The following is a 21949-nucleotide window of genomic DNA, read 5'->3' on the forward strand; positions in this document are numbered from 1 at the left end:
GCAGGGCCGCCGGCTGCGGTCCCACCCACGCGGTGCTGTCCCAGGTGACCTCCCGGGGTGTGACGTCAGCGCAGGCCGAAGGCCCGGGTGATCGTCTGCGAGACGGTGTTGCCCGCGCTGTCCCGGGCGCCGACCCGGAGGGTGACGAAGTCGGCGGACCGCGGCGCGCGCAGGTTCGTCCGCCATCCGTCGTCGCGCCGGCTCAGGTCGGTCCGCTGCCAGGTCGCACCGTCGTCGTACGACACCTCGACGGTCGGCTTCCCGATGGTGGCGGTGGTGCCCGGCAGGTGCGAGGCGGTCACCGTCAGGCCGGCGTGCCGGTCGGCACGGCCGGACTTGTCGGTGTCCACGCCGTAGTCGAGCTGGATGAGCGGCAGGGACACCGCCGCATCGCTGCCGGTGACCGCGGAGGTGAAGTCCCACTCGGTCAGCGTGTGCGTCGAGTACGGGTTGGCCCAGGTGCCGCGGTCGTTGTCGAGGACCAGCCGGTAGGGCAGGCGCTCGGCGCCGAGGCCGGGAACCTGCAGGTACTCGGCGTTGCCCCAGTCGAGCTGCTGGTCGCCCTGGTAGAGCGACATCCAGTCTTTGACGTCGAAGTTCGCGCCGGCCTCGCCGACATGGCCGGACCCCGAGTCACCCCAGCCGGGCGCGGTGATGTACATCGTGTCGAGGTAGCGCACCGGCTGGTAGTTGATCGGGCCCATGCGGGGCCGCTGGATCGGGCCGAACCAACTGACCTTGCCGGTCTTGCGCGCCGGGTAGGTCAGCGGGTCGATCGAGTGCTGCCCGGTCTCGCCCTGGATGAATGCGTCGTCAAGCCACGTGGTGCCGGCGGTGACCCAGTCGGTGCGCTCGCCCTGGGCGGGCGCGGTGAGCTGGTTGCCGACGGCCCAGCCGCGCCAGACGTCCGGACGGAACTCCATCGCCTTGCCCTGCCGGTAGTTCCGGAAGGAGACGTTCACCCGGCCGAGGTCCTTGGGCTCCTCACGCCAGGTCGGGTCCGCCGGAACGGCGCCCGTCCAGTGGTGCACGACGTCGTAGACGTAGTCGGTCGTGGGGTGCGAGGTGACCTTCAGCGAGACCGCGCCGTGCCGAAGTTGGCCGAGCAGGTCGGCGCCCTGGTCGGCGTTGAGCGTCGCCACCGTCACCGGGGCCGGGCTCTGCGGGCTCCAGGGGTTCTCGTCCCAGGGCTGCAGGCGGCCGACGCCGTCGTTGACGACCAGCAGCAGCCGGGCGCCGGCGGCCGCGGCGGCCTCCGCCTGCGCCTTGATCCCTTCCGTGCTGGCGCCGCGCACCACGACGGCCTTGCCGCGCACGTTCTGCCGCGCGAGCTCCTCGGCCGTGCCGTCACCGGCGAAGACCGCCGTCAGGTTCCGGGTACCGGCGGGCAGCGGCGTGGCCGCGCGCTTGACCAACGGGTCGTTGAAGGTCGTCGACTTCGTGCTCACGGTCAGCGCGGGCTGCTCGAGGCGGAAGCGGGCGCCGGTCTCGAACTCGCCGTCGGTGACCTTCTTGCCGGTCGGGAGCGCCCAGATGCTGTCGTACGACGGGTCCGGCAGCATCGACGTCTCCACCAGGCTGTCCTTGAAGGACCGGTGGGCGTCCAGGCGCGGTGCGACGGCGGTGGTCTGCTGCGGCACGCGCGCCAGGATCCGGCGCGCCTTGCGGCCGTCCAGGGTGACGGTGCGGTCCTGGTCCAGCTTCACGTCGTTGAAGGCGAGCAGCACCATGCCGCGCGAGTGCGGGCCTTCGGCGCCCTGCACGTCACCGGTGAGCCAGCCACTGTAGCTGCCGACGGGCAGCCGCGCCGTGCCGGTGCCGGACGCGTCGAGGTCCACCACCGTGAAGAGGTGCTCGGCGGTCAGGACGACCCGGCCCTCCAGCGGCTTGCCCGAACGGTCCTTGGCGACCACGGTCAGGTTCTGCCGCTGGCCCTCGCGGGCCGCGCCGATCAGGGTCCGGGCGCGGACCGCGCCGCTGCCGTCCGTACCGGTGATCATGGCGCTGACCGACTGGTCGCCGCCCAGCTTGTCCAGATCCGCGGTCAGGGTGACCGTGGCGGTGCCGTGGGCGGGCACGGTGACGTGGTCGGCGGAGAGGCTGAACAACCCTGCTGGGACGGTGCCGTTGACCGCCAGGCCGAGGTTGGCGGGGGCGTCGCCGACGTTGGTGTACGTCACCGTCTGGACATCGGTCTCACCGGGCTTCGGCGGCCAGGTGTGGAAGCCGGAGTAGGCGCTCGTGGTGGCGAAGACCGTGGTGTGCACGGCCGCCAGCGCGTCGAGCCGGCCGGCGCCCGCCTGGTACGGGGTGTACGCCGGGGTTGCCTTGGCGCTGCTGACCAGCGCCTCCTTGAGCTGGGTGCCCGTCCAGTCGGGGTGCTCCGAGGCGAGGAGCGCGGCGGCACCGGCGACGTGCGGCGTCGCCATCGACGTGCCGCTCATCGTGGTGTAGTAGCCGGAGCCGCGCTTGTAGTGCGAGCGCGCCGCGACGATGTCGACGCCGGGCGCGGTGATCTCCGGCTTCAGCCCGCCGTCGCCGTCACGCGGGCCCTGGCTGGAGAAGTCGGCGAGCGTGTCGGTGGAGTCGACGGCGCCGACGGTCAGCGCGGAGTCCGCGGCACCGGGGCTGCTGATGGAGTGCGGGCCGCCGTTGCCCGCCGCGATCACGAACAACGCGCCCGTGTCGTGGCTGAGTTCGTCGACGGCCTGGCTCATCGGGTCGGTCTTGTCACCGCTGCCGCCCAGGCTCATGCTGATGATCCTGGCCTTCTGGTCGCGGGCGGCCCACTCCATGCCCGCGATGATCCAGGATTCCTGTCCGCTGCCCTCGGAGTTGAGCACCTTGCCGACGGCCAGCCGGGCACCGGAGGCGACACCCCGCTCCTTGCCGTCGGAGGCACTGCCCGTGCCGACGATGGTCGAGGCGACGTGCGTGCCGTGGCCGTTGTAGTCGGCGATGTCGTCCTCGCCGGGGACGAAGCTGGCGCTGTCGGACACCTGCCCGACCAGGTCCGGGTGTTCGGTGTCCGCGCCGCTGTCGAGCATCGCGACCTTCACGCCCTGGCCGGTGTCGCCCTCCGCCCATACCTGCTGCGCGCCGATCTGGGCGGTGGAGTCGGCCAGGTCGGCCTTCACCTTGCCGTCGAGCCACACGTGGGCGACGCCGCCCGCGAAGGACGGCTTCGCGGACCGGGCCGCCGCGCCGGAACCCCCGGTGAGCGAGGACCAGAACTCCGGTGCCTGCTTGTGGTTCTGAGCGAGGGCCGCGCCCTGGATGCTGTCCAGGCGGCGGACGTCGGTCGAGCCGGCCATCTTCGTCCGGGTGCGGGCCTTGGCGGCGGCTCCGGTGTAGCGCACGATCAGCGGCAGCCGGGAGCTGTGCGCGTCGTCGTAGCCCTCGGCTATCAGCCGCGTCACGTTGAAGAGCTGCTTGTCGAGCTTCCCTGCGCTCACGTACGGCAGGGCGGAGTCTGGGTAGACGTAGGTGGCGCCGTCGAGCACGGCACGGTGGAAGCCGGTGGTGGCTCCGCTCGCGGCCTCGAAGGAGCGCACGACGGTGCCGTCGGCGGCGGTCCCGATGGTGACCTTGTCACCCGTGATCAGGGTGACGGTGTGCGTGCCGGCATCGCCGGGGGTTTGGTGTCCGGCGTCGTTGTGCGACACCTCACCGGCGGAGTACGCGGACACAGCGGCAGTCGCCGGTATGACGCCGAGTGTGAGCGTGGCCGCCACGGCGAGGGCGATCGGCCCGGGCCGGGGGATGGGAACCTTGGGCAAGGAAGACTCCTGAGACGCGGCGAAGAGCGAAAGATCACTGGATCCTCCGGCCTCCCCCGCCGTCGTTCAAGGGGTCGCACATGTCGCTCTTGTGCCATGGCGCAGTTGCGCCGCGAGCAGACGGGGTCGTCGGCCACCGCGCGTCCGGGGGACGGCTGATCCCCTGGATATCCGCGACGACGTCCACGACGCCGTCCTGACCCTCGGCTGCGGGCATGGGTTCTGCCCCGCGCAAGCTCGCGGCTGGAGCGCCTCGCCGCGAGGGCTGGGAGCAGGCCTGGACCGCCGTCATGACGAGCCTGCTGCGCGCCAAGCACGATCACCATCCCGACCTGGCCGAGGTCCTGCCGGCAACGGACGACGCCACCGTGATCTACGACGACGCTGACTCGGCCTTCTGGGGCGACAACGGCGGCCAGGACCACAACTGGACGGGCAGGACCGGGTGCCGGGCGGCGTCCTGCGCGGTGTCCCTGTCCCGCAGCAGGCGGATCGGCGCCCGCGCGGGCAGCCCGGGGTGCCGTACTTCCTCGTCGCTGTCCCGGCTGAACCGCTCGACCAGTTCGGCAGTCGACTTCGGGTTGTCCAGGGCCAGTTGACGCATCCGCGGGTTCGGGTCATCGGCGTACCGGAGCAGGGCGGTGCGGGGAAGTTCGGATGACCGTGCGGGCGATCGGGGTTGCTGAGGCTGCCAGTTCACCTATGCCGAACCCTCAGCAGCATGTCCGCGGGCGCGTCATCGCAGGGTTCCGCGAGGAAGAGCTGTACGACACGGCCCTCATCGCGCGCGAGGAGTTCGACAACACCTCGAGTTGACAGCGCCCACGGACCGGATCGGCCGACATCAGCGGCTCGATCCGGTCCCGCATCACCTCAGTGATTACTGATCGGGCAGATATCTCCGATCAGGGACATGGCCACCTCACGGCGACGACGGTCGCGCCGGAGCTTGCGTCTGGTTAATGTCGCCGATCATCTTCCACAGCCGCAGCGCCCGCCCTCGGTGCTGGTGCGCCAGGTGGTGAGCGCCGGCGGCGGCGTCCAGGTCGCCGATCAGTTGCCAGCATGTGGCCTCGTCCTGGCGGTCGCCGTGCCGGTGGAACAGGCCCGCCGCGCGCTCCAACGCCGGGCTCGCCCGGTCCCGGTCGTCTTGACCGGCGTACACGCGGCCGACCTCCAGCAGCGTGTACGCGGCACACCGCTCGTCGGCCAGTTCCTCGAAGGTGGCCAACGCCTGCCACAGGCAGCGCAGCGCCTCGTCCGGATCACCGCGCCGATCGTGCAACCGGCTGAACCGCCGCAGCACGACAGCCACGCGATGCTCGTCATCAAGCGCCCTGGCCACGCGCAAGGCTCCGGTGAACCAGGACTCCGCCTCTTCGAGTCGACCCTGCATGAGTCGCATCACGGCCATGGAACAGGACAGCTGCGCTTCGATGTGCCGGTCACCTTCACCGACCGCGATGGCCAGCGCTTGCTCGACACGTTCGAGTGCTTCGTCGTCATGGCCCTGCACCCGGCTGACCGTACCGAGCATCGCCACCGACAACGCCTCACCGCGCTTGTCCCCACTGTCCCGGCACAGCTCGATGGAGGACTCCAGGGCGCGGGTGGCTCGGTCGAATTCGTCTTGGTAGATGTGCAGCTGGCCAAGTCCGCGTAACAGCACCGATGACCCGCGCGCGTTGCCGGCTGCCTCGGCCGCGTCCAGCGCGATTCGGTGCCCGTGCTGCCAGTCCTGATACAGACACCGGTGGTCGTAGTAGGTCGCCGTGCCTGCCGCCAGCTCCCAGGCCAACTCGTCCAGGCCCCAGTCCACGGCCAGTTTCACCGCGCCGAGCAGATTGTCGCGTTCCGCGTCGAACCAGCCGAACGGATCGGCCATCAGCCGGTCCACGACCGCATCGGGCAGCGATCGGCGCGGTGCCGAACCGGGCGCAGCGGCCAGCAGCCCGCCCGGCAGCCGATCGGTGCCGCGCCCCATCAGCTCAAGCCAGACGGACAGCACCCGGATGATCGCGTCCCGCTTGTCCTCCGTCGGCAGCGGGGCGGCGATCTCCACGGCACAGGTCCTGATCAGGTCGTGCAGCCGATAGCGCGGCTCGCCGAGGGCGTCGGTGGCGGTCAGCCGAACCAGGCTGGCGTCGACGAGGGTGTCCAGCACCTCCTCGCCGTCCGAGCGGTCCAGCAGCGGGCCGACCACCCAGCCGGGCAGGGTGTAGGCGCCGAGCAGACCCAGCAGACTCAGCGCGCGCACCGCGTCGGCCGGCAGCAGCCGTAGGCTCAGCTCTACGCTGGCTCGCACACTGAGGTCCCCGATCCTCAGCTCGGCCAGCCGCCGGGACTCATCCTCGATCCGCTCCCGCAGCACCCGCAGCGACCAAGCCGGGCGGCCCGTGAGCTTGCCGCTGGCGATCCGGATCGCCAGCGGCAAGTTGCCGCAGCAGTCGAGGATCGCGTCGACCTCCCCCGGTTCCCGCTCGACCCGCCGCCGCCCGACAATTCCCGTGAACAACTCCCGCGCCTCTGCCGGGCTCAGCACGTCCAGGTCGATGTGCCGAGCGCCGGGAAGTTGCGTCAGCAGAGTGCGGCTGGTGATCAACACGGCACAGCCGTCGGCCGCGGGCAGCAAGGGCAGCACCTGATCGGCGTGACCGGCATCGTCCAGCACCACCAGCATGCGACGGTCCACCAGCAACGACCGGTAGAGCGCGGCCCGCTCGGCCAGGCCGTTCGGGATCGCGCTGCCGGCGATCGAGAGCGCGCGCAGTGCCTCGGCCAGCATCAGCCCCGGGTCCCGCGGCTCATCCGATGTCGCCGCGAGGTCGAGGTAGAGCTGGCCGTCGGGGAAGGCGGCGCTCGCCAGCCGCGCAGCGTGCGTCACCAGGCAGGACTTGCCGACACCGGGACCGCCCACGATGACGGCCACCGGGGCCCGGTTCGGCGCCGACCCGTCGAGCAGTCCGGCGAGCTCGGCCAGTGCTTCGGCCCGGCCTACGAAGTCGGATACGTCGAGGGGCAGTTGACGCACGGGCATCGCCATGGCCGGCCCGGCGGCCGGCGCGTCAGGGCTCTCCGGTGGTATGTCTGAGGGCCTGCTTGCCGGGACCGGAGCCGTCAGGACGGGATCCGCGGTGAGAATGCGCTGATGCAGCGCCTGGAGCGGCGGGGTGGGGTCGACGCCGAGTTCGTCGGCCAGTGTCCGGCGCAGCCGCTCGTACACCTGCAGCGCCTCGCCTTGTCTTCGGCACCGGTAGAGGGCGACTATCAGGTGTTCGGCGAGCTGCTCGTCGTAGGGGTGCTCGTGGAGCAGAGCGGTCAGTTCGTCGATGACCTCTCGATGACGCCCCAGGTCGAGTTCGATGGCAAGGCACTGTTTGTGGGTGGCCGCGCGTTTCTCGTTCAGCCGTGCCGCATCGATCTCCAGGACTTGGCTGGAAGTGTCGACCAGGGCGTCTCCGCGCCAGCAGGCGAGCGCCCGCCGCAGCGCGACCGCTCTCTCGAACGGGGCCGTGTGCTGTTCGGCGAGGTGTCGCTCGTGGTCGAACTCCAGCAGGTCGAGTTGATCTCCGGCCAGGTGGATCTCGTAGCCGCCGCGCCGCGTGCTGATCAAGGAGCCGGGTGCTCCGCAGGCGACGAGGTTGCGGCGCAGCCCGGAGACGGCGTCCTGGACCTGGCGGACCGCGGTGGCGGGCGCGTTCGTGTCCCACATCACGGCGACGAGCCGTTCCGTGGCGACGATGTTGTTGGCGTCGATCAGCAGTGCTGCCAGCATCTTGGCCTGCCGCGGCCCGTTCAACCGAACTTCGCGTCCGGTGATCTGGGCGCATAACGGCCCCAGCACGCCGAATCTCATGTATCCCCCGGCACGTGAAAATTGACGCCGCCCCCAGCTGACCTCGCGTGAGGACGAATCTAGGACGGCCGACGGACCCTCGTCCGTAGCGTCACCGTAGCGGGGCTCACCGAAAGGCGGGATGTTCCCGCGGATCCAGAAGGAGAAGTGTCTTGAACTTGCGCAGGAAGTTCCTCGCTGGCGCCTTTGCTGGAACCGTCGTACTCGCGGGCATCGCGGCAGCCACTCCGGCCGGCGCGATCGCCAACGTCGGCTGCAACAACACCCTGCATGAGTGGAGCCACACCCACGACTACTGCTATGCCGGCGTCGGTGACGGCTGGGCAAACATCTCAGAGGTGTATGCGACGAGCTCGGGGAACAGCGGGAGCGTGACCGATATCAGCGTGCACGGGGTCAACTACAGCGTCCCCTTGAGCGCGGGGATGAGCGTCAACTACGAGCAGCGCTACGGAACCTGGGGGAACGTGTACGGGGTTCACATCAAGTACATCCCGTAACGGATCGTTGCCGGCGGGAGCCTCTGGCGACCGCCGGCAACGGTGTCCACGACGTGCTGCGCTACGGGACCTGCTGAGATGAGCCAAGATGAGAAACACGGGGAGAGCAACTGTCGGGCTCGTAGCACTGCTGCTGACTGCCGGGTGCTCAAGCCAGGCACCCCGGTCCCCTGCGCCGGCACTGGGGCCGATCCCGGAGATAACCTCGGTCGACGCCATCAGTTTGCCGATCGATTCCTACATACCCACCTCGACTCAGATCCTGGCGTTGCAGAAGGCCACTGACGTGGCGTCGGCGCGTTGTATGCACAGCTATGGACTGCCGTATCACCCGCCGATCATGGAGGGATTCGCCGACTTCGCCCGGCGGAACAAGGTACGCACTGCCCTGTACGGTTTCTTCGACCTTTCCACGGCCCGCAGCAAGGGATACGACACGCAGCTCGACAGTCCTGACGGCACGTCCAACGAAGTGCCCTACACCATGACGGAGATGGGTGTGCTCCGCGGACAGAGCGCCTCCGGAACCACTGTGGCCACGTTCAAGGACAAGAAGGTCCCCGCCGGCGGATGCCGTCAGCAGGGCATCGACGCTATCGGAGGCCCACCTCCGATACCTGCCGCCGAAGCGCTTCCGGAGGGAGGCCCCAAGATTCCCTCGGACAATCCACACATGAAGGTGGCCAATGCACGCTGGGCGGCCTGCATGAAAGGCAAAGGGTTCATGTACCCCAACCCTTGGGCGGCATACAGCAGTCCGAAGTGGAGAGCATCTGCGGCTGGGTCACCCCCTCGACAGACCGCTCACGCATCAGAGGAAATCGCAACTGCCACAGCTGATGTGGAATGCAAGCTGTCCACCGACTTGGTCGGCGTTGCCGTAGCCGTTGAGATCGCCTACGACCGTCAATACATTGAGGCTCATACGGCTCAACTTGCCAAATTCAAGCAGCGACTTGGCGACCAACTGCGCGCGGCCGCGCGACTGACAGGCTCCAGCTCAGCTTGACTCTTTCGGGAATCCTGGAGTTTCTCGGTGCGGCAGCGTGATCGACCGTCATGCCCGGGGCTGTTCCGAAGATCGATGCCGTTGTCGAGGTGTTCGATGTCCGTAGGAGCTGGACGATCCGGGCTTCCGCCACAGCGTGTTGGCCGACTTCCGCGAGCGCACTACGCAGCGGACCGACTCCACCCATGTTCTGGCCGCGGTGCGCGACCTGACGCGGCTGGAACTGGTCACTGAGGCGGTCCGTGCCACGCTGGAAGAAGTGGCCCGCGCCGCCGGGCATCTGCCGGTCGGCCTGGTCGACGAGGACTGGGGCGCCCCTATGGCCGTCCGGTCCGCCTGGGCGAAGGATCCTCCGACCGAGGGCGGCGGTCCGGAGCGGATTCCTGCCGCGGACCGCCGACCACCCAGCCGACGCGGCTGTGGCGTCCCGCCAGGTGGTGCAACCGATCAAGCTCCCGGAATCCACAGGTCGTCGCCGCTGGGAGAATCCCACCGGTCCCGGACCTCGTCGGCCGGAGGAATGATCATTCGGATGTCGGCTGGTCCGGCGTTTCTTCCTCCGGAGGTGGCGCCGGCGATGGAGGGAACAGAAGGTTCTCCATGGCGTCCAGCATGAACATCAGCAGCAGGAGCATCTCCGGCACGAGCAGAGCTATCACGACCACGGTGCCTCCCGACGAAGTCGGTGATCACGGGTACGGTGCGGCTGCAACAGGTACAGGCTCAGCGTGGACCGAATGGGGGAACGCCGCACGCTGAACTCGGGGGCGTTAGGCCGTTCGGGCGACACCCCTGTACGGATACTTGTGAGGAGATTGGTGTGACCCGTGCCATGGCGTGACCCGTGTTTCAGCAGGTCAGCTGGTTTCGTCGGTCTCTGCGGGCTTGTTGAGGTCGCCGCTTCCGCGTGAGTTCCGGTTCTGCCACAGGCGGCGTGCTGAACTGATGGCCTCGAGGAGCACCGCGCTCAGCACGCGGAGACGTCCCGGTGCGCGACCGCGGGGGCCGACCGTGTCGGCGGCTTCGGCACCGGTCGTGGCGTTCGTGGATTCCAGGTGTGTACTCAGACGCTGTCGGACGCGAGCGCGGAAGTGGTCCAACAGCAGGGCCGCGGCACCGGTCTGTGCCGGTTCGGTGACATCGTCGGCCAGTGTCAGCTGGACGCCGCCGATGTATTGCGAGGACATGTTGTAGAGGTAGGCGCTCAGGGTTGCCAGGGCCGTGCCCAGGATGACTTCCACCACGACGACGGCGGTGGTGATGGTCAGCCCCCGTCTCAGGGACGGCCACGGTTGCGGGTCCATCGCGCTCAACGTGCTCCATATGACGGCCATGGTGACGACCACACACGCTCCGAGACTTACCAGGACCAGAAAGCTCGTTGCCATGACCGACCAGGGATCAGCTTGGGTCATGCGCAGCCGTGCCCTCTGCGTGCCAGGTCCGCGGCGCGCCGCCCGGGGCACCGGCGCCGCCTGGTCGCGGGGGCGGCCGGCGGCCGGCAGCGGTTGTTCATCCCGGTGCGGCGGCGGGCCGTCGGCCACTGCGGTCACGGGCGCCGGATCCGTCTGGGAGCGGTCCTGCGCGTCGTTCTCGCGGGGCTGCGTCGGCTGCTGAGCAGCGGACACAGGTGCACCGTCCCTGGCGGCGTCTGCCGGTGGTCGCCCGGTGCGGCGGGGCACGTCCTGGGGGTCTCGTTGCCGGCGGCCGGCGGCACCGCCTTGTCCCGAAGTCTGTATGTTGCGGGTGCTACGGGTCCTGCGCTTGGCCCGGCTCATGCCTTCCTCCCCGGGTGGTCGGGCGCCCACTGGCCTCACGGCACACGTGACGCGCTGGGCTGGGTGCTTGGGCTGTGTCCGAGCGCTGATCCCCACGCCGGTGGCGCGGGGCCTTGAGCGGCCGCCGGGCCTGGCCTCAAGCGGCTGCGCGGACGCCGCCGGCGGCCGCTGTGCGGGTGATCCGGCCGACCTCGTGCCAGAACGGCCTCGCTGTCAGATATGCGCCCAGCACGGACAGCACGCCGAAGGAGACGTCGACACTGATGCGACCCTCGCTGGCCCAATAGACGTCCTGCAGATCCAGCAGCAGCGCGAACTCGTCGCAGATCAGCGCGGTGCCGCATCCGTAGGCGGCCGCCACGACGGGATGTCCGATCGCCCGCTCGTCACCCCGGACGGCGATCAGGCCGAGCCCGGCGAGCGTAGCGATGCCGAAGTTGTAGTGGTGCAGATGCTCGCCGCCTGCGGAGATGTTTCCCCAGGGCAGCCACCCTCCGCGGATGCCGTGCGTGATGACCCGTACGGTGCCGAAGGTCACCCCGAACGAGATCCATGTGATCAGCAGCGACCGCTGCAGCGGCGTCAGATGCCGTTCCGCTGCCTGCCGCCACCGCCGCACCAGCAGCGGCCTGGTCCGGTCGCGGCGGCCCGCCGTGGCGAGTCTCATCACTGACCGACCTCCCATGACGAACAGGCCCCTGCACACCGTCGGCAGATGCCCGCTTTCAACAACTCGTTTGCGAATCCGACGTTATGTGCAGGCTTGCGGTCGTGCATCCGGAGCACTTTCCACGGGGTGCGGACGCCCACCCGAGCATGAGCTGCGCAACGCCCCGGATGCGATCTTGTAGGTGGACCGCATCGGTCACTCTGCCCGGCGCTGCGATCAATGCCATGACGACCGTCACCGGGGCCCACGGACTGTGGGACGCGAATGGTGGGATGCCGCGTGACTCGGTCGGCGCGGGCGGTCGGGTCAGAGCTCGTCCGGTGCGCCGAGGCCGGTCAAGGCGCCGACCGGGTCGAGGTCGGGGGTGCCCCGGGGCCACCAGTCCTCGTGGCCCGGTTCCGATTCGTAGGCGTACCAGAGACCGTCGTGGCCCAGGCGGAGCTGGGCGTGGCCGCGGGGGTGGGTGAGGTGGTTGCGCCAGGGGCGGAAGGCGGGGAGGTCGGCGGCGAGGAGGAGGGGGCGGGCGCGGTCGAAACGGCCCGCGGGCGGGTCCCAGGGCTCTTCGAGGACGGTGAGGCCCTCGAGGCCGCCCTGCCGCCAGGCGGCGACCGCGCGCGCCAGGTCGGCGGGGGTACGGCCGGCGGCGGAGGCCAGTGAGGAGTAGAGGGCGCGGGTCGCGGCGGTGAGGCCGGAACCGGGGCGGGCGGCGGCGAGCCGGACCGCGTCCTGCCACAGCGTCAGCTCGGCGACCGGGTCGCGGCCCGTGGTGAGCAGCGCGTGCGCGCGGGCGGCCGCGTCGGTGGCGAGCTGGTCCAGGGCGAACGGGTCGGGGCCGCCCGGCGCGCCCGGGTAGGTCGGCGGCTGCTCGGGGTGCCCGGGGGCGGGCAGCGGCGCCGGGAGGGGCGGCAGCGCCCGGCGCGCGAGGGCGTCACGGGCCCGTACACCGGGCAGCGGCGCCGCCTGCTGTTCCTGGGCGGCGCGGGCCGCGCGGGTGGCGTTGCGGCGGGAGAGCGCGTCCAGCAGCTCGCGCTCGCCCCTGCCGCGCAGCAGAAGCAGTACGAAGGGGTCCTCGTCGAGCAGACGTGCCGTCTGGTAGCAGAGGGCGGCGGCGTGTTTGCAGGGGTGGCCGTAGTCGGGGCAGCTGCACTGGGGTGCGAGGTCGCCGGGGCCGGGGAGCAGGTCGGCTCCGCAGTCCGCGAGCGACTTGGGCATCTCCTTGTCGAGGAGCGCCGCGATGTGCCCGGGGCGCTCGGCCGCCGCGTCGAGGAAACGGTCCCAGTCGCCGTCGTCCAGCGTCCGCAGTCGGACCTGGACGCGGTACGGCCGCGGGCGGCTCCCGTGGACATAGGCCAGCACGAGTCCCGGTGTGACCGTGATGGCGTCCACGTGCCCCTGGTCGGCGTACGCCCGTCCGCGCGCCAGCCGCGCCGCGTCCAGGGCCCCTTCTTCGAGGGCGCTCACCCAGGCGTTGCCCCACCAGGTCTCCGCGAAGGTGTCCGCGCGCGAGGTACGGGCGGGGAGCGCTTCGAACGTGCGGCGCAGCTCGCCGTCGCGGCGCGGGGACGCCATGGAGCGCGGCACGGCGGCGGTCGACGAGAGCGTGCTCGGCTCGCTGAGCCGGGGCTGCGTCGGGAGCATCGGCCGCGCCGGGCGCGCCGACCTGCGGTGTCCCTTCTCTGCGTCGGTTTCGGCGTCGGTCTTGGCCTCGGTCTTGGTGCCGCTGTTGGCGTCGGCCATGGCGTCGCTGTTGGCGCCGGGGGCGGTCTCGGTGTCGGTGTTGGTCTCGATGTCTGTCTTGGTGTCCGTGTCGGGGTGCGCCGGACGGCCGGTGGCGCTTGTGTCGCGGGGCTCTGCGGCGCCGGGCAGCTCGAAGGCCTCCGCGAGCACCTCTCGTACGTCCCGGACCCGGCCTCCCCGGTCGTGGTCCCGTCGGTCGCGCCGGGCCCGCGCACCGGCCGCCGCACGGTCCGCCGACCGGTGCGCGCCTCCGGCTCCCTTGGTTTCCGCCGCCGTCCGCGCCTGTCGGGCTTCCGTGCGCGCCGCGCGCAGTGCCTCGCGGGCGATGTCACCAGGACGCGTGCCGGCTACGGGCACGTCGGCGGACGGGGCGTCCGCCGTCTCCGCACCGGCGGAAGGCCGTACCGGGCCGGGTGGGGCGCCTGCGTCGGTCTCCGGATCCGGGACGGTGTCGGCACCCGCACCGGCACTCGGGTCCGGATGCGGATCGCTCCCCCTCGTGGCCGCCCGGCGCAGGGCCTGCCTGGCCGCGTCACCCGGTCGGGCCGCCGGGGAGGTCACGCCGTCGGACCGCGAACCCGGCTCGTCCCCTGCCGCACCCCGGGTGTCGCGCTCCCGCGCGGCCCGCAGCGCGCGACGCGCCACGTCGGCGGGGCGCGGCCCGGCCGCGGGAGCAGACGACTCGGCGTCCGGCACGTCCACGCCCCCGGTCACCGGTCGTGTCTCCTCCTCGGCGCCGCTCACGACGACCTCCGCAGTGACACCAGGTCCGACAGCTCGCGGTCGGTCAGTTCGGTCAGGGAGGCCTCTCCGGAGCCCAGGATGGCGTCGGCGAGCGCCCGCTTCGCTTCGAGCATCTCGGCGATGCGGTCCTCGACCGTGCCCTCTGTGATGAGGCGGTGGACCTGGACGGGCTGGGTCTGGCCGATGCGGTAGGCACGGTCGGTGGCCTGTTCCTCGACGGCCGGGTTCCACCAGCGGTCGAAGTGGACGACGTGGCCCGCCCGGGTGAGGTTCAGGCCGGTGCCCGCGGCCTTGAGGGACAGCACCAGGATCGGGGTGGCCCCGCTCTGGAAGCGGTCCACCATGTGCTCGCGTTCGGCGACCGGGGTGCCGCCGTGCAGGAGCTCCACCGGGACGGCGCGCGCGGCCAGGTGGGCGGTGATCAGCCGGGCCATCCCCACGTACTGGGTGAAGACCAGCGCCGAGCCGTCCTCGGCGAGCAGTGTGTCCAGCAGTTCGTCGAGCAGGGCGAGCTTGCCGGAGCGGGCGGAGGGTCCGAGGGCGGCCGCCCGGGCGTCCTCCTTCAGGAACAGCGCCGGGTGGTTGCAGATCTGCTTGAGGGAGGTGAGGAGCTTCAGGACCAGGCCCCGGCGGGCGATGCCCTCGGTCGTCTCGATGGCGAGCATCGACTCGCGGACCACGGCCTCGTAGAGGGAGGCCTGCTCGCGGGTCAGGGGGACCGGGTGGTCCGTCTCCGTCTTGGGCGGGAGCTCGGGGACGATCCCGGGGTCGGACTTCTTGCGACGGAGCAGGAAGGGGCGGATCAGCCGGGCCAGGCGGGCGATCGCCTCCTCGTCCTCGCCGTTCTCCACGGCGCGGGCGTGGCGGGCGCGGAAGGACTTGAGGGGTCCGAGCAGGCCAGGCGTCGTCCAGTCCAGCAGGGCCCACAGCTCGGAGAGGTTGTTCTCCACGGGGGTGCCGGTGAGGGCCACGCGCGCGGGGGACGGGATCGTCCGTAGCGCCTTCGCCGTCGCCGAGTAGGGGTTCTTGACGTGCTGGGCCTCGTCGGCGACGACCATGCCCCACGTCTGCTGGGCGAACCGGGGCGCGGCCGAGCGCATCGTGCCGTAGGTGGTGAGGACGAAACCGCCGTCGAGGTCCTCCAGGGTGCGGTCGGGGCCGTGGAAGCGGCGGACGGGGACGCCGGGCGCGAAGCGGTTGATCTCCCGTTGCCAGTTGCCCATGAGCGATGCCGGGCAGACGACCAGGGTGGGTTCGCCGCGCTCCCGGCGCAGGTGCAGGGCGATGACGGTGATGGTCTTGCCGAGGCCCATGTCGTCGGCGAGGCAGCCACCGAGGCCGAGCGAGGTCATGAGGTCGAGCCAGGCGAGGCCCCGCAGCTGGTAGTCCCGCAGCCGGGCCTGGAGACCCGGGGGCGGCTCCACCGGGGTGATGCCGGCCGTCAGACGGTCGCGCAGCGTGGCGAGGGCGCCGACCGGCACCGCCTCGACCGTCTCGCCGTCGACCTCCGCGGTGCCGGTGAGCGCCACGGACAGGGCGTCGACCGGGTCGAGCAGGCCCAGCTCGCGCTTGCGGGCCTTGCGGACGAGGGCGGGGTCGACGAGGACCCACTGGTCGCGCAGCCGCACGACCGGGCGGTGGGCCTCGGCGAGGGCGTCCATCTCGGCCTCGGTGAGCGGGTCGCCGCCGAGGGCCAGCTGCCAGCGGAACTGGAGCAGTTCCTCGCTCTCGAAGAATCCGGTGCCGTCCGTGGCCGAGCCGGGCGCGGGGCGCACCACAGCGGCGGCGCTGAGGTCGTGGGCGAGGTCGCGGGGCCAGTGGACGGCGACGCCGGCCGCGCCGAGGCGGGTCACGGCGATGCCGAGCAGGTCGGAGAGCTCCTCTTCGGAGAGTGCGAGGACGTCGGGCACGTCCTGTTCGGACAGGCGGTCCAGGGGCGGCCAGACGCGGGCGGCGCGGCGCACGGCGAGCGCCGCGTCCACGCGCGCGCGGGGGCCGAAGGCCGTGTCGGCGTCGCCCGCCCACAGGGCCGCGGCGTCGACGACGAGCGTGGGGTCGGCGAGGCTGTGCACCTGGACGACGGCGGCGCCCGCGCGGTGCGCGCCCTCGCCGTCGTCGAAGAGCTGGTAGGCCGACAGGTCCAGGCGGAGCGAGATCCGTACGCCCGCGTCCATGCCCGCGGCGACCTCGGCGGCCCAGTCGTGGGCTCCGGGCAGCCGCTGTGGCTCTCCGGCCGCGAAGGGTTTGCCCGAGGTGTGGGGAGCGGCGGGGGTGCGCGGCAGGATGTCGGCGACCGCGTCCAGGAAGGAGCGCATCAGCGCTTCCGGGTCGGGCAGCCGGAGGGGGCCCTTGCCGGGGAGCGGGACGGCATGCCCTTCGTACGGGAGAGCGGCGGCCACGGCCCGCAGGTGGGCGATGTCGTCCGGGTCCAGTGGGCCGGCGCGCCAGGCGTCGTGGCCCTCGGGGGTGAGCCCGGGCAGCAGCCGGCCTCGCGCGACGAGCCGCAGCGCGTGCAGCGCGGCCGCGCCCCAGCAGGTCGTGGCCGGGTGCGCGGCGCGGTCGTGGCGGGCGCCGGCGAGCAGCGGGAGTGCCTCGGCGATCGGCAGGGTCAGCGCGGGGACGGTGCCGCGGCGGGCTCCCGAGCCGTGCGGTCGTACCACCGTCAGCTCGGTCGGCTCGGCGGACGACGTGTTCTCGGCGGGCGAGACGCTCCCGGCGCCATCGCCGGAGGGCAGCGGCCCGCCGTCCGGGTCCCAGAAGGCGACGCGCCCCTGGCGGGGCACGGGTGCGGGCAGGAAGACGGCGGCAAACCGCACCGGCACAGCCGTATCGGTCGTCACGGCCTCGTCGCCCATACGTCCGGTCACCTCCCGCCCCTCGGTCGAATCAGTTGTCTTCGACTCTACGGGCGGCCTCTGACAATCGGTCCCGGCGGTGGCTCCGGCGCGGGGCCGGGGCGGCTCAGGGGATCGTGCGGGAGACGACGTAGACCATGGCGCGCCCGGGCTTCGGCCAGTTCACGACGATGTCCTGGGTGGGCGCCGGGTCCTTCTGTTCGTGGACCAGGCCCCACCACGAGCCGGGGCCCGTGAAGTCCCAGCCGACGACCTTCTGGTCACGGGTACCGATGGTGATGTCGTTCTTGCGCAGGGTGTCCCGGCTGGTGCCGATCTCCGCGAGGAACTGCTCCAGCCCCACGCCGTTGGTGGCGAACTGTACGTAGAAGCGGCTGGTCTTCCAGTTGTTCGTCTCGTAGGAGGCGACGGCGACGGCGTTCAGCGGGATGGGCACCTGGTAGAGGCGGCGCTGGACGCGCGAGGGCCAGCCCACGGTGAGGCCGGTCGCCGAGTACTTCTCCTCCTTCTGCTTGCCGCTGTCGCGGCTCTGGTTGGCGGAGATCACCAGGTAGCCGGCCGGGACGCCGATGAGCAGCACGATGATCAGCAGCGTCAGGGCACGGCGGCGGAACTTGTGGCGCGGGTCCTCCGGCGGGCGCCGGGGCTCGTCCGGAGGTGAGGCCTGGCGCGGCAGCGAGGCCGTCACAGCGTCCCCTGGGTCGTACGGCGCGACTCGGAGTAGCGCTCGTACCGCTCGTAGCGCTCCACACGGCGGCGCTTGGCGCGGCGGAAGCGGCGGGCGACGAGGCGGGCGAGGTCGGCGGCGCCGACCATGCCGGCCTCGGGGCCGAGCTGGGCGCGGGCGATACGGGCCTCGGGACGGTAGCCGCGGCCGGTCAGGTGGCGGCGGAAGGCGTCACGCGCGGGGCCGATGAGGAGGTCGTCGGCCGCGCTGACGCCGCCGCCGATGACGAAGCAGGAGGGGTCAAGGGCCGCCGCCAGATTGGCGATGCCGACGCCGAGCCACTGGCCGATGTCCTGGAGCAGCTCGATGCACATGGCGTCGCCCTCGCGGGCGAGCTCGGTGATCATCGGGCCGGTGATGTCGCCGATGTTGCCCTTGACATGCTCGATGATCCCGTACGCGACCGGGGAGTCCGCGGCGGCGAGTTCGCGGGCCTCGCGGACCAGGGCGTTGCCCGAGCTGTACTGCTCCCAGCAGCCGCGGTTGCCGCACGGGCAGCGGTGGCCGCCGGGGACCACCTGCATGTGACCGAACTCGCCCGCGACACCGAACTTGCCGCGCTTGACCTGGCCGTCCTCCAGCAGCGCGCCGCCGATGCCGGTGCCGAGCGTGATCATGACGAGGTTGTCCTCGCCACGCCCCGCGCCGAACCGCCACTCCGCCCAGGCGGCGGCGTTGGCGTCGTTGTCGACCAGGACCGGGACGGCGAGCCGCCCGGCGAGGCGGTCGCGCAGCGGCTCGTTGCGCCAGGACAGGTGGGGGGCGAACAGGACGCGGTTGCGCTCGGCGTCGACCCAGCCGGCCGCACCGATACCCACGGCGTGCACGTCGTGCCGGTCCGAGAGGTCCAGGACCAGCTCCACGATGGTGTCCTCGACGACCTTGGGGCTCTTGGACTTGTCCGGCGTCTCGGCGCGGAGCTTCTCCAGGATGTTGCCGTCGGCGTCGACGACGCCCGCCATCACCTTCGTGCCGCCGATGTCGATACCGACGGTGGGGACGCGGGGAGCCGTCAGGTGGGAACGGCGCTCACGCGTCCCTACGGTCCGCAGGACAGTGGCCCGCGCGGAGCCGCGGTGTGCGAGGTCGCGGTAGGTGCTCATCGGGCCGATTCTGCCTCACCGCGCCAGGGGGGCGCATGGCGGAGTCCCCCCTGAGCGCTCCAGGGCACTCCGCCGGAGCGCCCTGGAGAGCCTTGGGCGGTCTGTGAGCTGCGGGACGTATGTGACGGGTTGCACAGTTCCCCGCGCCCCTTAAGAGGCGCTCCGCTAAGAGGCGCTCCGCTCCAGCTCGTGCCGGAGGTCGTCCAGCTCGCTGCCGCCCGCCATCTGGCGGGTCAGCTCGTCGAGGGTGATCTCGTCGCGGGTGTGGCTGCCGAACATGGCGCCGCGCTTCAGGAGGACGAAACGGTCGCCCACCAGGTACGCGTGGTGCGGGTTGTGCGTGATGAGGACCACGCCGAGGCCGGCGTCCCGCGCGGCGGCCACGTACTTGAGGACCACGCCGGACTGCTTCACACCGAGCGCGGCGGTGGGCTCGTCGAGGACGAGGACCTTGGCGCCGAAGTGGACGGCGCGGGCGATCGCCACGCACTGGCGCTCACCGCCGGAGAGGGTGCCGATGGGCTGGTCGACGTCACGCAGGTCGATGCCCATGCGCAGCAGCTCCGCGTGGGTGGTCCTGCGCATGCGGTCGACGTCCATGCGCTTAAAGGGACCGGTGCCCGTCGACAGCTCGGAGCCGAGGAAGAAGTTCCGCCACACCGGCATCAGCGGGACCACGGCGAGGTCCTGGTAGACGGTGGCGATGCCCCGGTCCAGGGCCTCGCGCGGGGAGGTGAGCCGGGTCTCCTCGCCCTCGATGCTCAGGGCGCCCGCGTCATGCTGGTGCAGGCCCGCGATGATCTTGATCAGCGTGGACTTGCCCGCGCCGTTGTCGCCGAGCACGCACGAGATCTCGCCCGCGTGCACCACCAGCGAGACGCCTTCGAGGGCGCGGATGTTGCCGTAGTACTTGCTGACGTCGTCGAGTTCGACGAGCGCCGTGCGTTCCGTGGCGTCCGCGCCGGTCGTCTTGCCCGCGTCCGTCGTCATGCCGTCGCCGTCCGTCGTCATGCCGTCGCCTCCGCGCGCTTGCGGACCCAGTGGTTGAGCAGGGTCGCCAGGAGCAGCATCACTCCCAGGAAGAACTTGAACCAGTCCGGGTTCCACTCGGCGAACACGATGCCCTTGCTCACCATGCCGAAGATCAGCGCGCCGACCGCCGCGCCGACCGCGGAGCCATAGCCGCCGGTGATCAGACAGCCGCCGATGACGGCCGCGATGATGTAGATCAGCTCGTTGCCGACGCCCTCGCCGGACTGCACGACGTCGAACGAGAACAGCAGGTGCTGCCCGGAGATCCAGGCGCCGAAGGCGACACCCATGTAGAGGCCGATCTTCGTCTTGTTGACCGGGACGCCGACCGCGCGGGCCGCGTCCTCGCCACCGCCGACGGCGTAGATCCAGTTGCCGAAGCGGGTGCGCAGCAGGATCCAGGTGGCGACGACGACCAGGGCCAGCCACCACAGGATGGTGATCTTGAAGTCGACGCCGCCGATGGTGAGCGTCGAGGCGAAGACGTCCCTGGCCGAGGAGAAGCCCTGCATGTCGGAGATCGACTTCGTGGACACCGTGCCGCTGATCAGCTTGGTGAAGCCGAGGTTCATGCCGGTCAGCATCAGGAAGGTGCCGAGCGTGATGATGAAGCTCGGCGGGTCCGTGCGGGTCAGCATGACGCCGTTGAAGACGCCGATCGCCAGCGTGACGACCAGCGAGACGAGGACGCCGACCCAGACGTTCGCGGTCATCTGGTAGCTGAACATCGAGGAGATCAGCGCGGAGCTGGTCACCATGACGCCCGCGGAGAGGTCGAACTCGCCGCCGATCATCAGCAGCGCGACCGGTACGGCCATGATGCCGATCGTCGAGGAGGCGTACAGCACCGTGCTGAGACTCGCGGCCCGTACGAAGCTGTCGGCGAAGATCGCGAAGAAGAGGAAGACAGCGATCGCGCCGACCACGGAGCCGAGCTCGGGCCGGCCCATGAGTCTGCGCAGGGGCGAGGTCTTCAGGAGGCGCTCGTCGGCCTTGGTGTCGGGCGACGGCGCGGGTGCAGGCGCAGTGGCGCTCATCGGGTCCCCCGCTTGGTGTACTCCTCGAGCGCGGCGGCCTGATCCTTGGTGATGATCTGCGGGCCGGTGAGGACCGGCTTGCCGCCGCCGAGGACATCGGCGTTGTACTTGTACAGCCACAGCAGGTCCACGGCCTCGTACCCCTGGAGGTAGGGCTGCTGGTCGACCGCGAAGCCGAGTGTGCCCTCCTTGAGCTCCGCGGCCACCTTCGCGTTCAGGTCGAAGGTGTCGATCTCCGCCTTGCTGCCCGCGTCGGCCTTCGCCTTCACCGCGGTGTCCGCGTACGGGGCGCCGAGCGTGACGACCGTGTCGATGGACTTGTCGGCCTGCAGCTTGGCGCCGATGGAGGACTGCACGTCGGGCATGCTGGTGCCCTGGACGTAGAGGTTCTGCACGGTGCCGTGGAAGGTGTTCTTCACACCCGCACAGCGCTGCTCGTGGCCGACGTTGCCCTGCTCGTGCAGGATGCACAGGGCCTTCTTGCGGCCCCGCTTGTTCAGCTCCTCGCCGACCGCCTCGCCGGCGATCGTCTCGTCCTGCCCGATGTGGGCGAGCGCGCCGAACGCCTTGGACTGCTCGGAGCCGGAGTTCACCGTGATCACGGGAATGCCGGCCTTCTCGGCGCGCGCGACGGCCGCCTTCATCGCGTCCGGCTTGGCCAGCGTGACGATGATGCCGTCGACCTGCTTGTCCACGGCGGCGTCGACGAGCTGCGCCTGCTGCTGCGCCTCGGCGTTGTGCGAGTACAGGAAGTTGATGTTGTCCTTGACCGCGGCCTGCTTGGCGCCGTTCTGCACGATGTCCCAGAACGTGTCGCCATCGCCCGAATGGGTGATCATCGCGAAGGTCCACTTGGGCGTGTTCACCGCGGCCCTGCCCTGGGCCGACGCCGCCTTACGGGCATCCTCGGCCCGCTTCCCGCCGGTGCTGCTGCATCCCGCGAGGGACACCCCCAGCGCCCCTGCGAGCGCGATGCTTACCCAGGTCCGAGTCCGTGCCACGAGGTCGTGCCCTTCTTGCTGTGTTCTTTGGTGCGCCGGGGCCCGCGAAGCGGCCCGGCGGGCCGTTCCGCGGGCCCCGGGGGCCGACATCTCGCCGGCCCCAAACGCCCAAGTATCGAAC

15 protein-coding genes are annotated in these 21949 nt (G+C 71.0%); 3 read left to right on the top strand and 12 right to left on the bottom strand.

The genetic code is table 11. The annotated features are described in order from the left end of the window. Window positions 1-65 precede the first annotated feature (65 nt). Window positions 66-3779, bottom strand: coding sequence for a S8 family peptidase (locus ACZ7M2_RS16190; protein WP_471595772.1), 3714 nt, complete (start codon window positions 3777-3779; stop codon window positions 66-68). Between the two features lie 215 nt (window positions 3780-3994). Here ACZ7M2_RS16190 and ACZ7M2_RS16195 point away from each other — a divergent pair, with 215 nt between their 5' ends. Next, a complete protein-coding gene (locus ACZ7M2_RS16195) occupies window positions 3995-4378 on the top strand; it encodes a hypothetical protein (RefSeq protein WP_471595773.1) in 384 nt (127 codons plus the stop codon). 323 nt (window positions 4379-4701) lie between these two features. On the opposite strand, the gene ACZ7M2_RS16200 is transcribed toward ACZ7M2_RS16195, so the two are convergent. Further along, window positions 4702-7554 carry an AfsR/SARP family transcriptional regulator gene (locus ACZ7M2_RS16200; RefSeq protein ID WP_471595774.1) on the bottom strand — a complete coding sequence of 951 codons (2853 nt, stop codon included), beginning with the start codon at window positions 7552-7554 and terminating at the stop codon, window positions 4702-4704. A gap of 233 nt (window positions 7555-7787) precedes the next feature. Between ACZ7M2_RS16200 and ACZ7M2_RS16205 the strand changes: the two genes are divergently transcribed. Together ACZ7M2_RS16205 and ACZ7M2_RS16210 are read left to right on the top strand one after the other, a co-directional pair. After that, window positions 7788-8135 (top strand): hypothetical protein, encoded by a 348-nt coding sequence (locus ACZ7M2_RS16205; protein WP_471595775.1) that lies wholly within the window; start codon window positions 7788-7790, stop codon window positions 8133-8135. 88 nt (window positions 8136-8223) lie between these two features. After that, the gene (locus ACZ7M2_RS16210; protein WP_471595776.1) at window positions 8224-9144 is read left to right on the top strand and encodes a hypothetical protein; all 921 of its coding nucleotides are present in this window, start codon (window positions 8224-8226) and stop codon (window positions 9142-9144) included. 524 nt (window positions 9145-9668) lie between these two features. On the opposite strand, the gene ACZ7M2_RS16215 is transcribed toward ACZ7M2_RS16210, so the two are convergent. The 10 genes from ACZ7M2_RS16215 to ACZ7M2_RS16260 all read right to left on the bottom strand — a co-directional run bounded on the left by ACZ7M2_RS16215 (window position 9669) and on the right by ACZ7M2_RS16260 (window position 21828). Continuing rightward, on the bottom strand, window positions 9669-9809 hold the full coding sequence (locus ACZ7M2_RS16215; protein WP_471595777.1) for a hypothetical protein: 141 nt from the start codon (window positions 9807-9809) through the stop codon (window positions 9669-9671). 192 nt (window positions 9810-10001) lie between these two features. Then, entirely contained in the window at window positions 10002-10772 is a 771-nt protein-coding gene (locus tag ACZ7M2_RS16220) for a DUF3566 domain-containing protein (RefSeq protein WP_471595778.1), read from the bottom strand. A gap of 286 nt (window positions 10773-11058) precedes the next feature. Next, window positions 11059-11589 carry a hypothetical protein gene (locus ACZ7M2_RS16225; RefSeq protein ID WP_470058061.1) on the bottom strand — a complete coding sequence of 177 codons (531 nt, stop codon included), beginning with the start codon at window positions 11587-11589 and terminating at the stop codon, window positions 11059-11061. A gap of 309 nt (window positions 11590-11898) precedes the next feature. Beyond that, entirely contained in the window at window positions 11899-14073 is a 2175-nt protein-coding gene (locus tag ACZ7M2_RS16230) for an SWIM zinc finger family protein (RefSeq protein WP_471595779.1), read from the bottom strand. After that, on the bottom strand, window positions 14070-16928 hold the full coding sequence (locus ACZ7M2_RS16235) for a DEAD/DEAH box helicase (protein ID WP_471596032.1): 2859 nt from the start codon (window positions 16926-16928) through the stop codon (window positions 14070-14072). The genes ACZ7M2_RS16230 and ACZ7M2_RS16235 overlap by 4 nt, the downstream gene beginning before the upstream one ends. Before the next feature lie 106 nt (window positions 16929-17034). Next, entirely contained in the window at window positions 17035-17616 is a 582-nt protein-coding gene (locus ACZ7M2_RS16240; RefSeq protein ID WP_471595780.1) for a sugar kinase, read from the bottom strand. After that, window positions 17613-18758: an ROK family glucokinase gene (locus ACZ7M2_RS16245; protein ID WP_075032911.1), complete on the bottom strand. Its 1146-nt coding sequence runs from the start codon at window positions 18756-18758 to the stop codon at window positions 17613-17615. Before ACZ7M2_RS16245 ends, ACZ7M2_RS16240 begins: the two co-directional genes overlap by 4 nt. 165 nt (window positions 18759-18923) lie before the next feature. Next, complete coding sequence (locus tag ACZ7M2_RS16250) at window positions 18924-19748, bottom strand: ATP-binding cassette domain-containing protein (RefSeq protein ID WP_471596033.1); 825 nt, start codon at window positions 19746-19748, stop codon at window positions 18924-18926. Window positions 19749-19765: 17 nt separating this feature from the next. Beyond that, the gene (locus ACZ7M2_RS16255; protein ID WP_403694096.1) at window positions 19766-20827 is read right to left on the bottom strand and encodes an ABC transporter permease; all 1062 of its coding nucleotides are present in this window, start codon (window positions 20825-20827) and stop codon (window positions 19766-19768) included. Beyond that, on the bottom strand, window positions 20824-21828 hold the full coding sequence (locus tag ACZ7M2_RS16260) for a sugar ABC transporter substrate-binding protein (protein ID WP_471595781.1): 1005 nt from the start codon (window positions 21826-21828) through the stop codon (window positions 20824-20826). Before ACZ7M2_RS16260 ends, ACZ7M2_RS16255 begins: the two co-directional genes overlap by 4 nt. Window positions 21829-21949: the final 121 nt, after the last annotated feature.

The organism is Streptomyces sp. NPDC111507, from assembly GCF_055638955.1.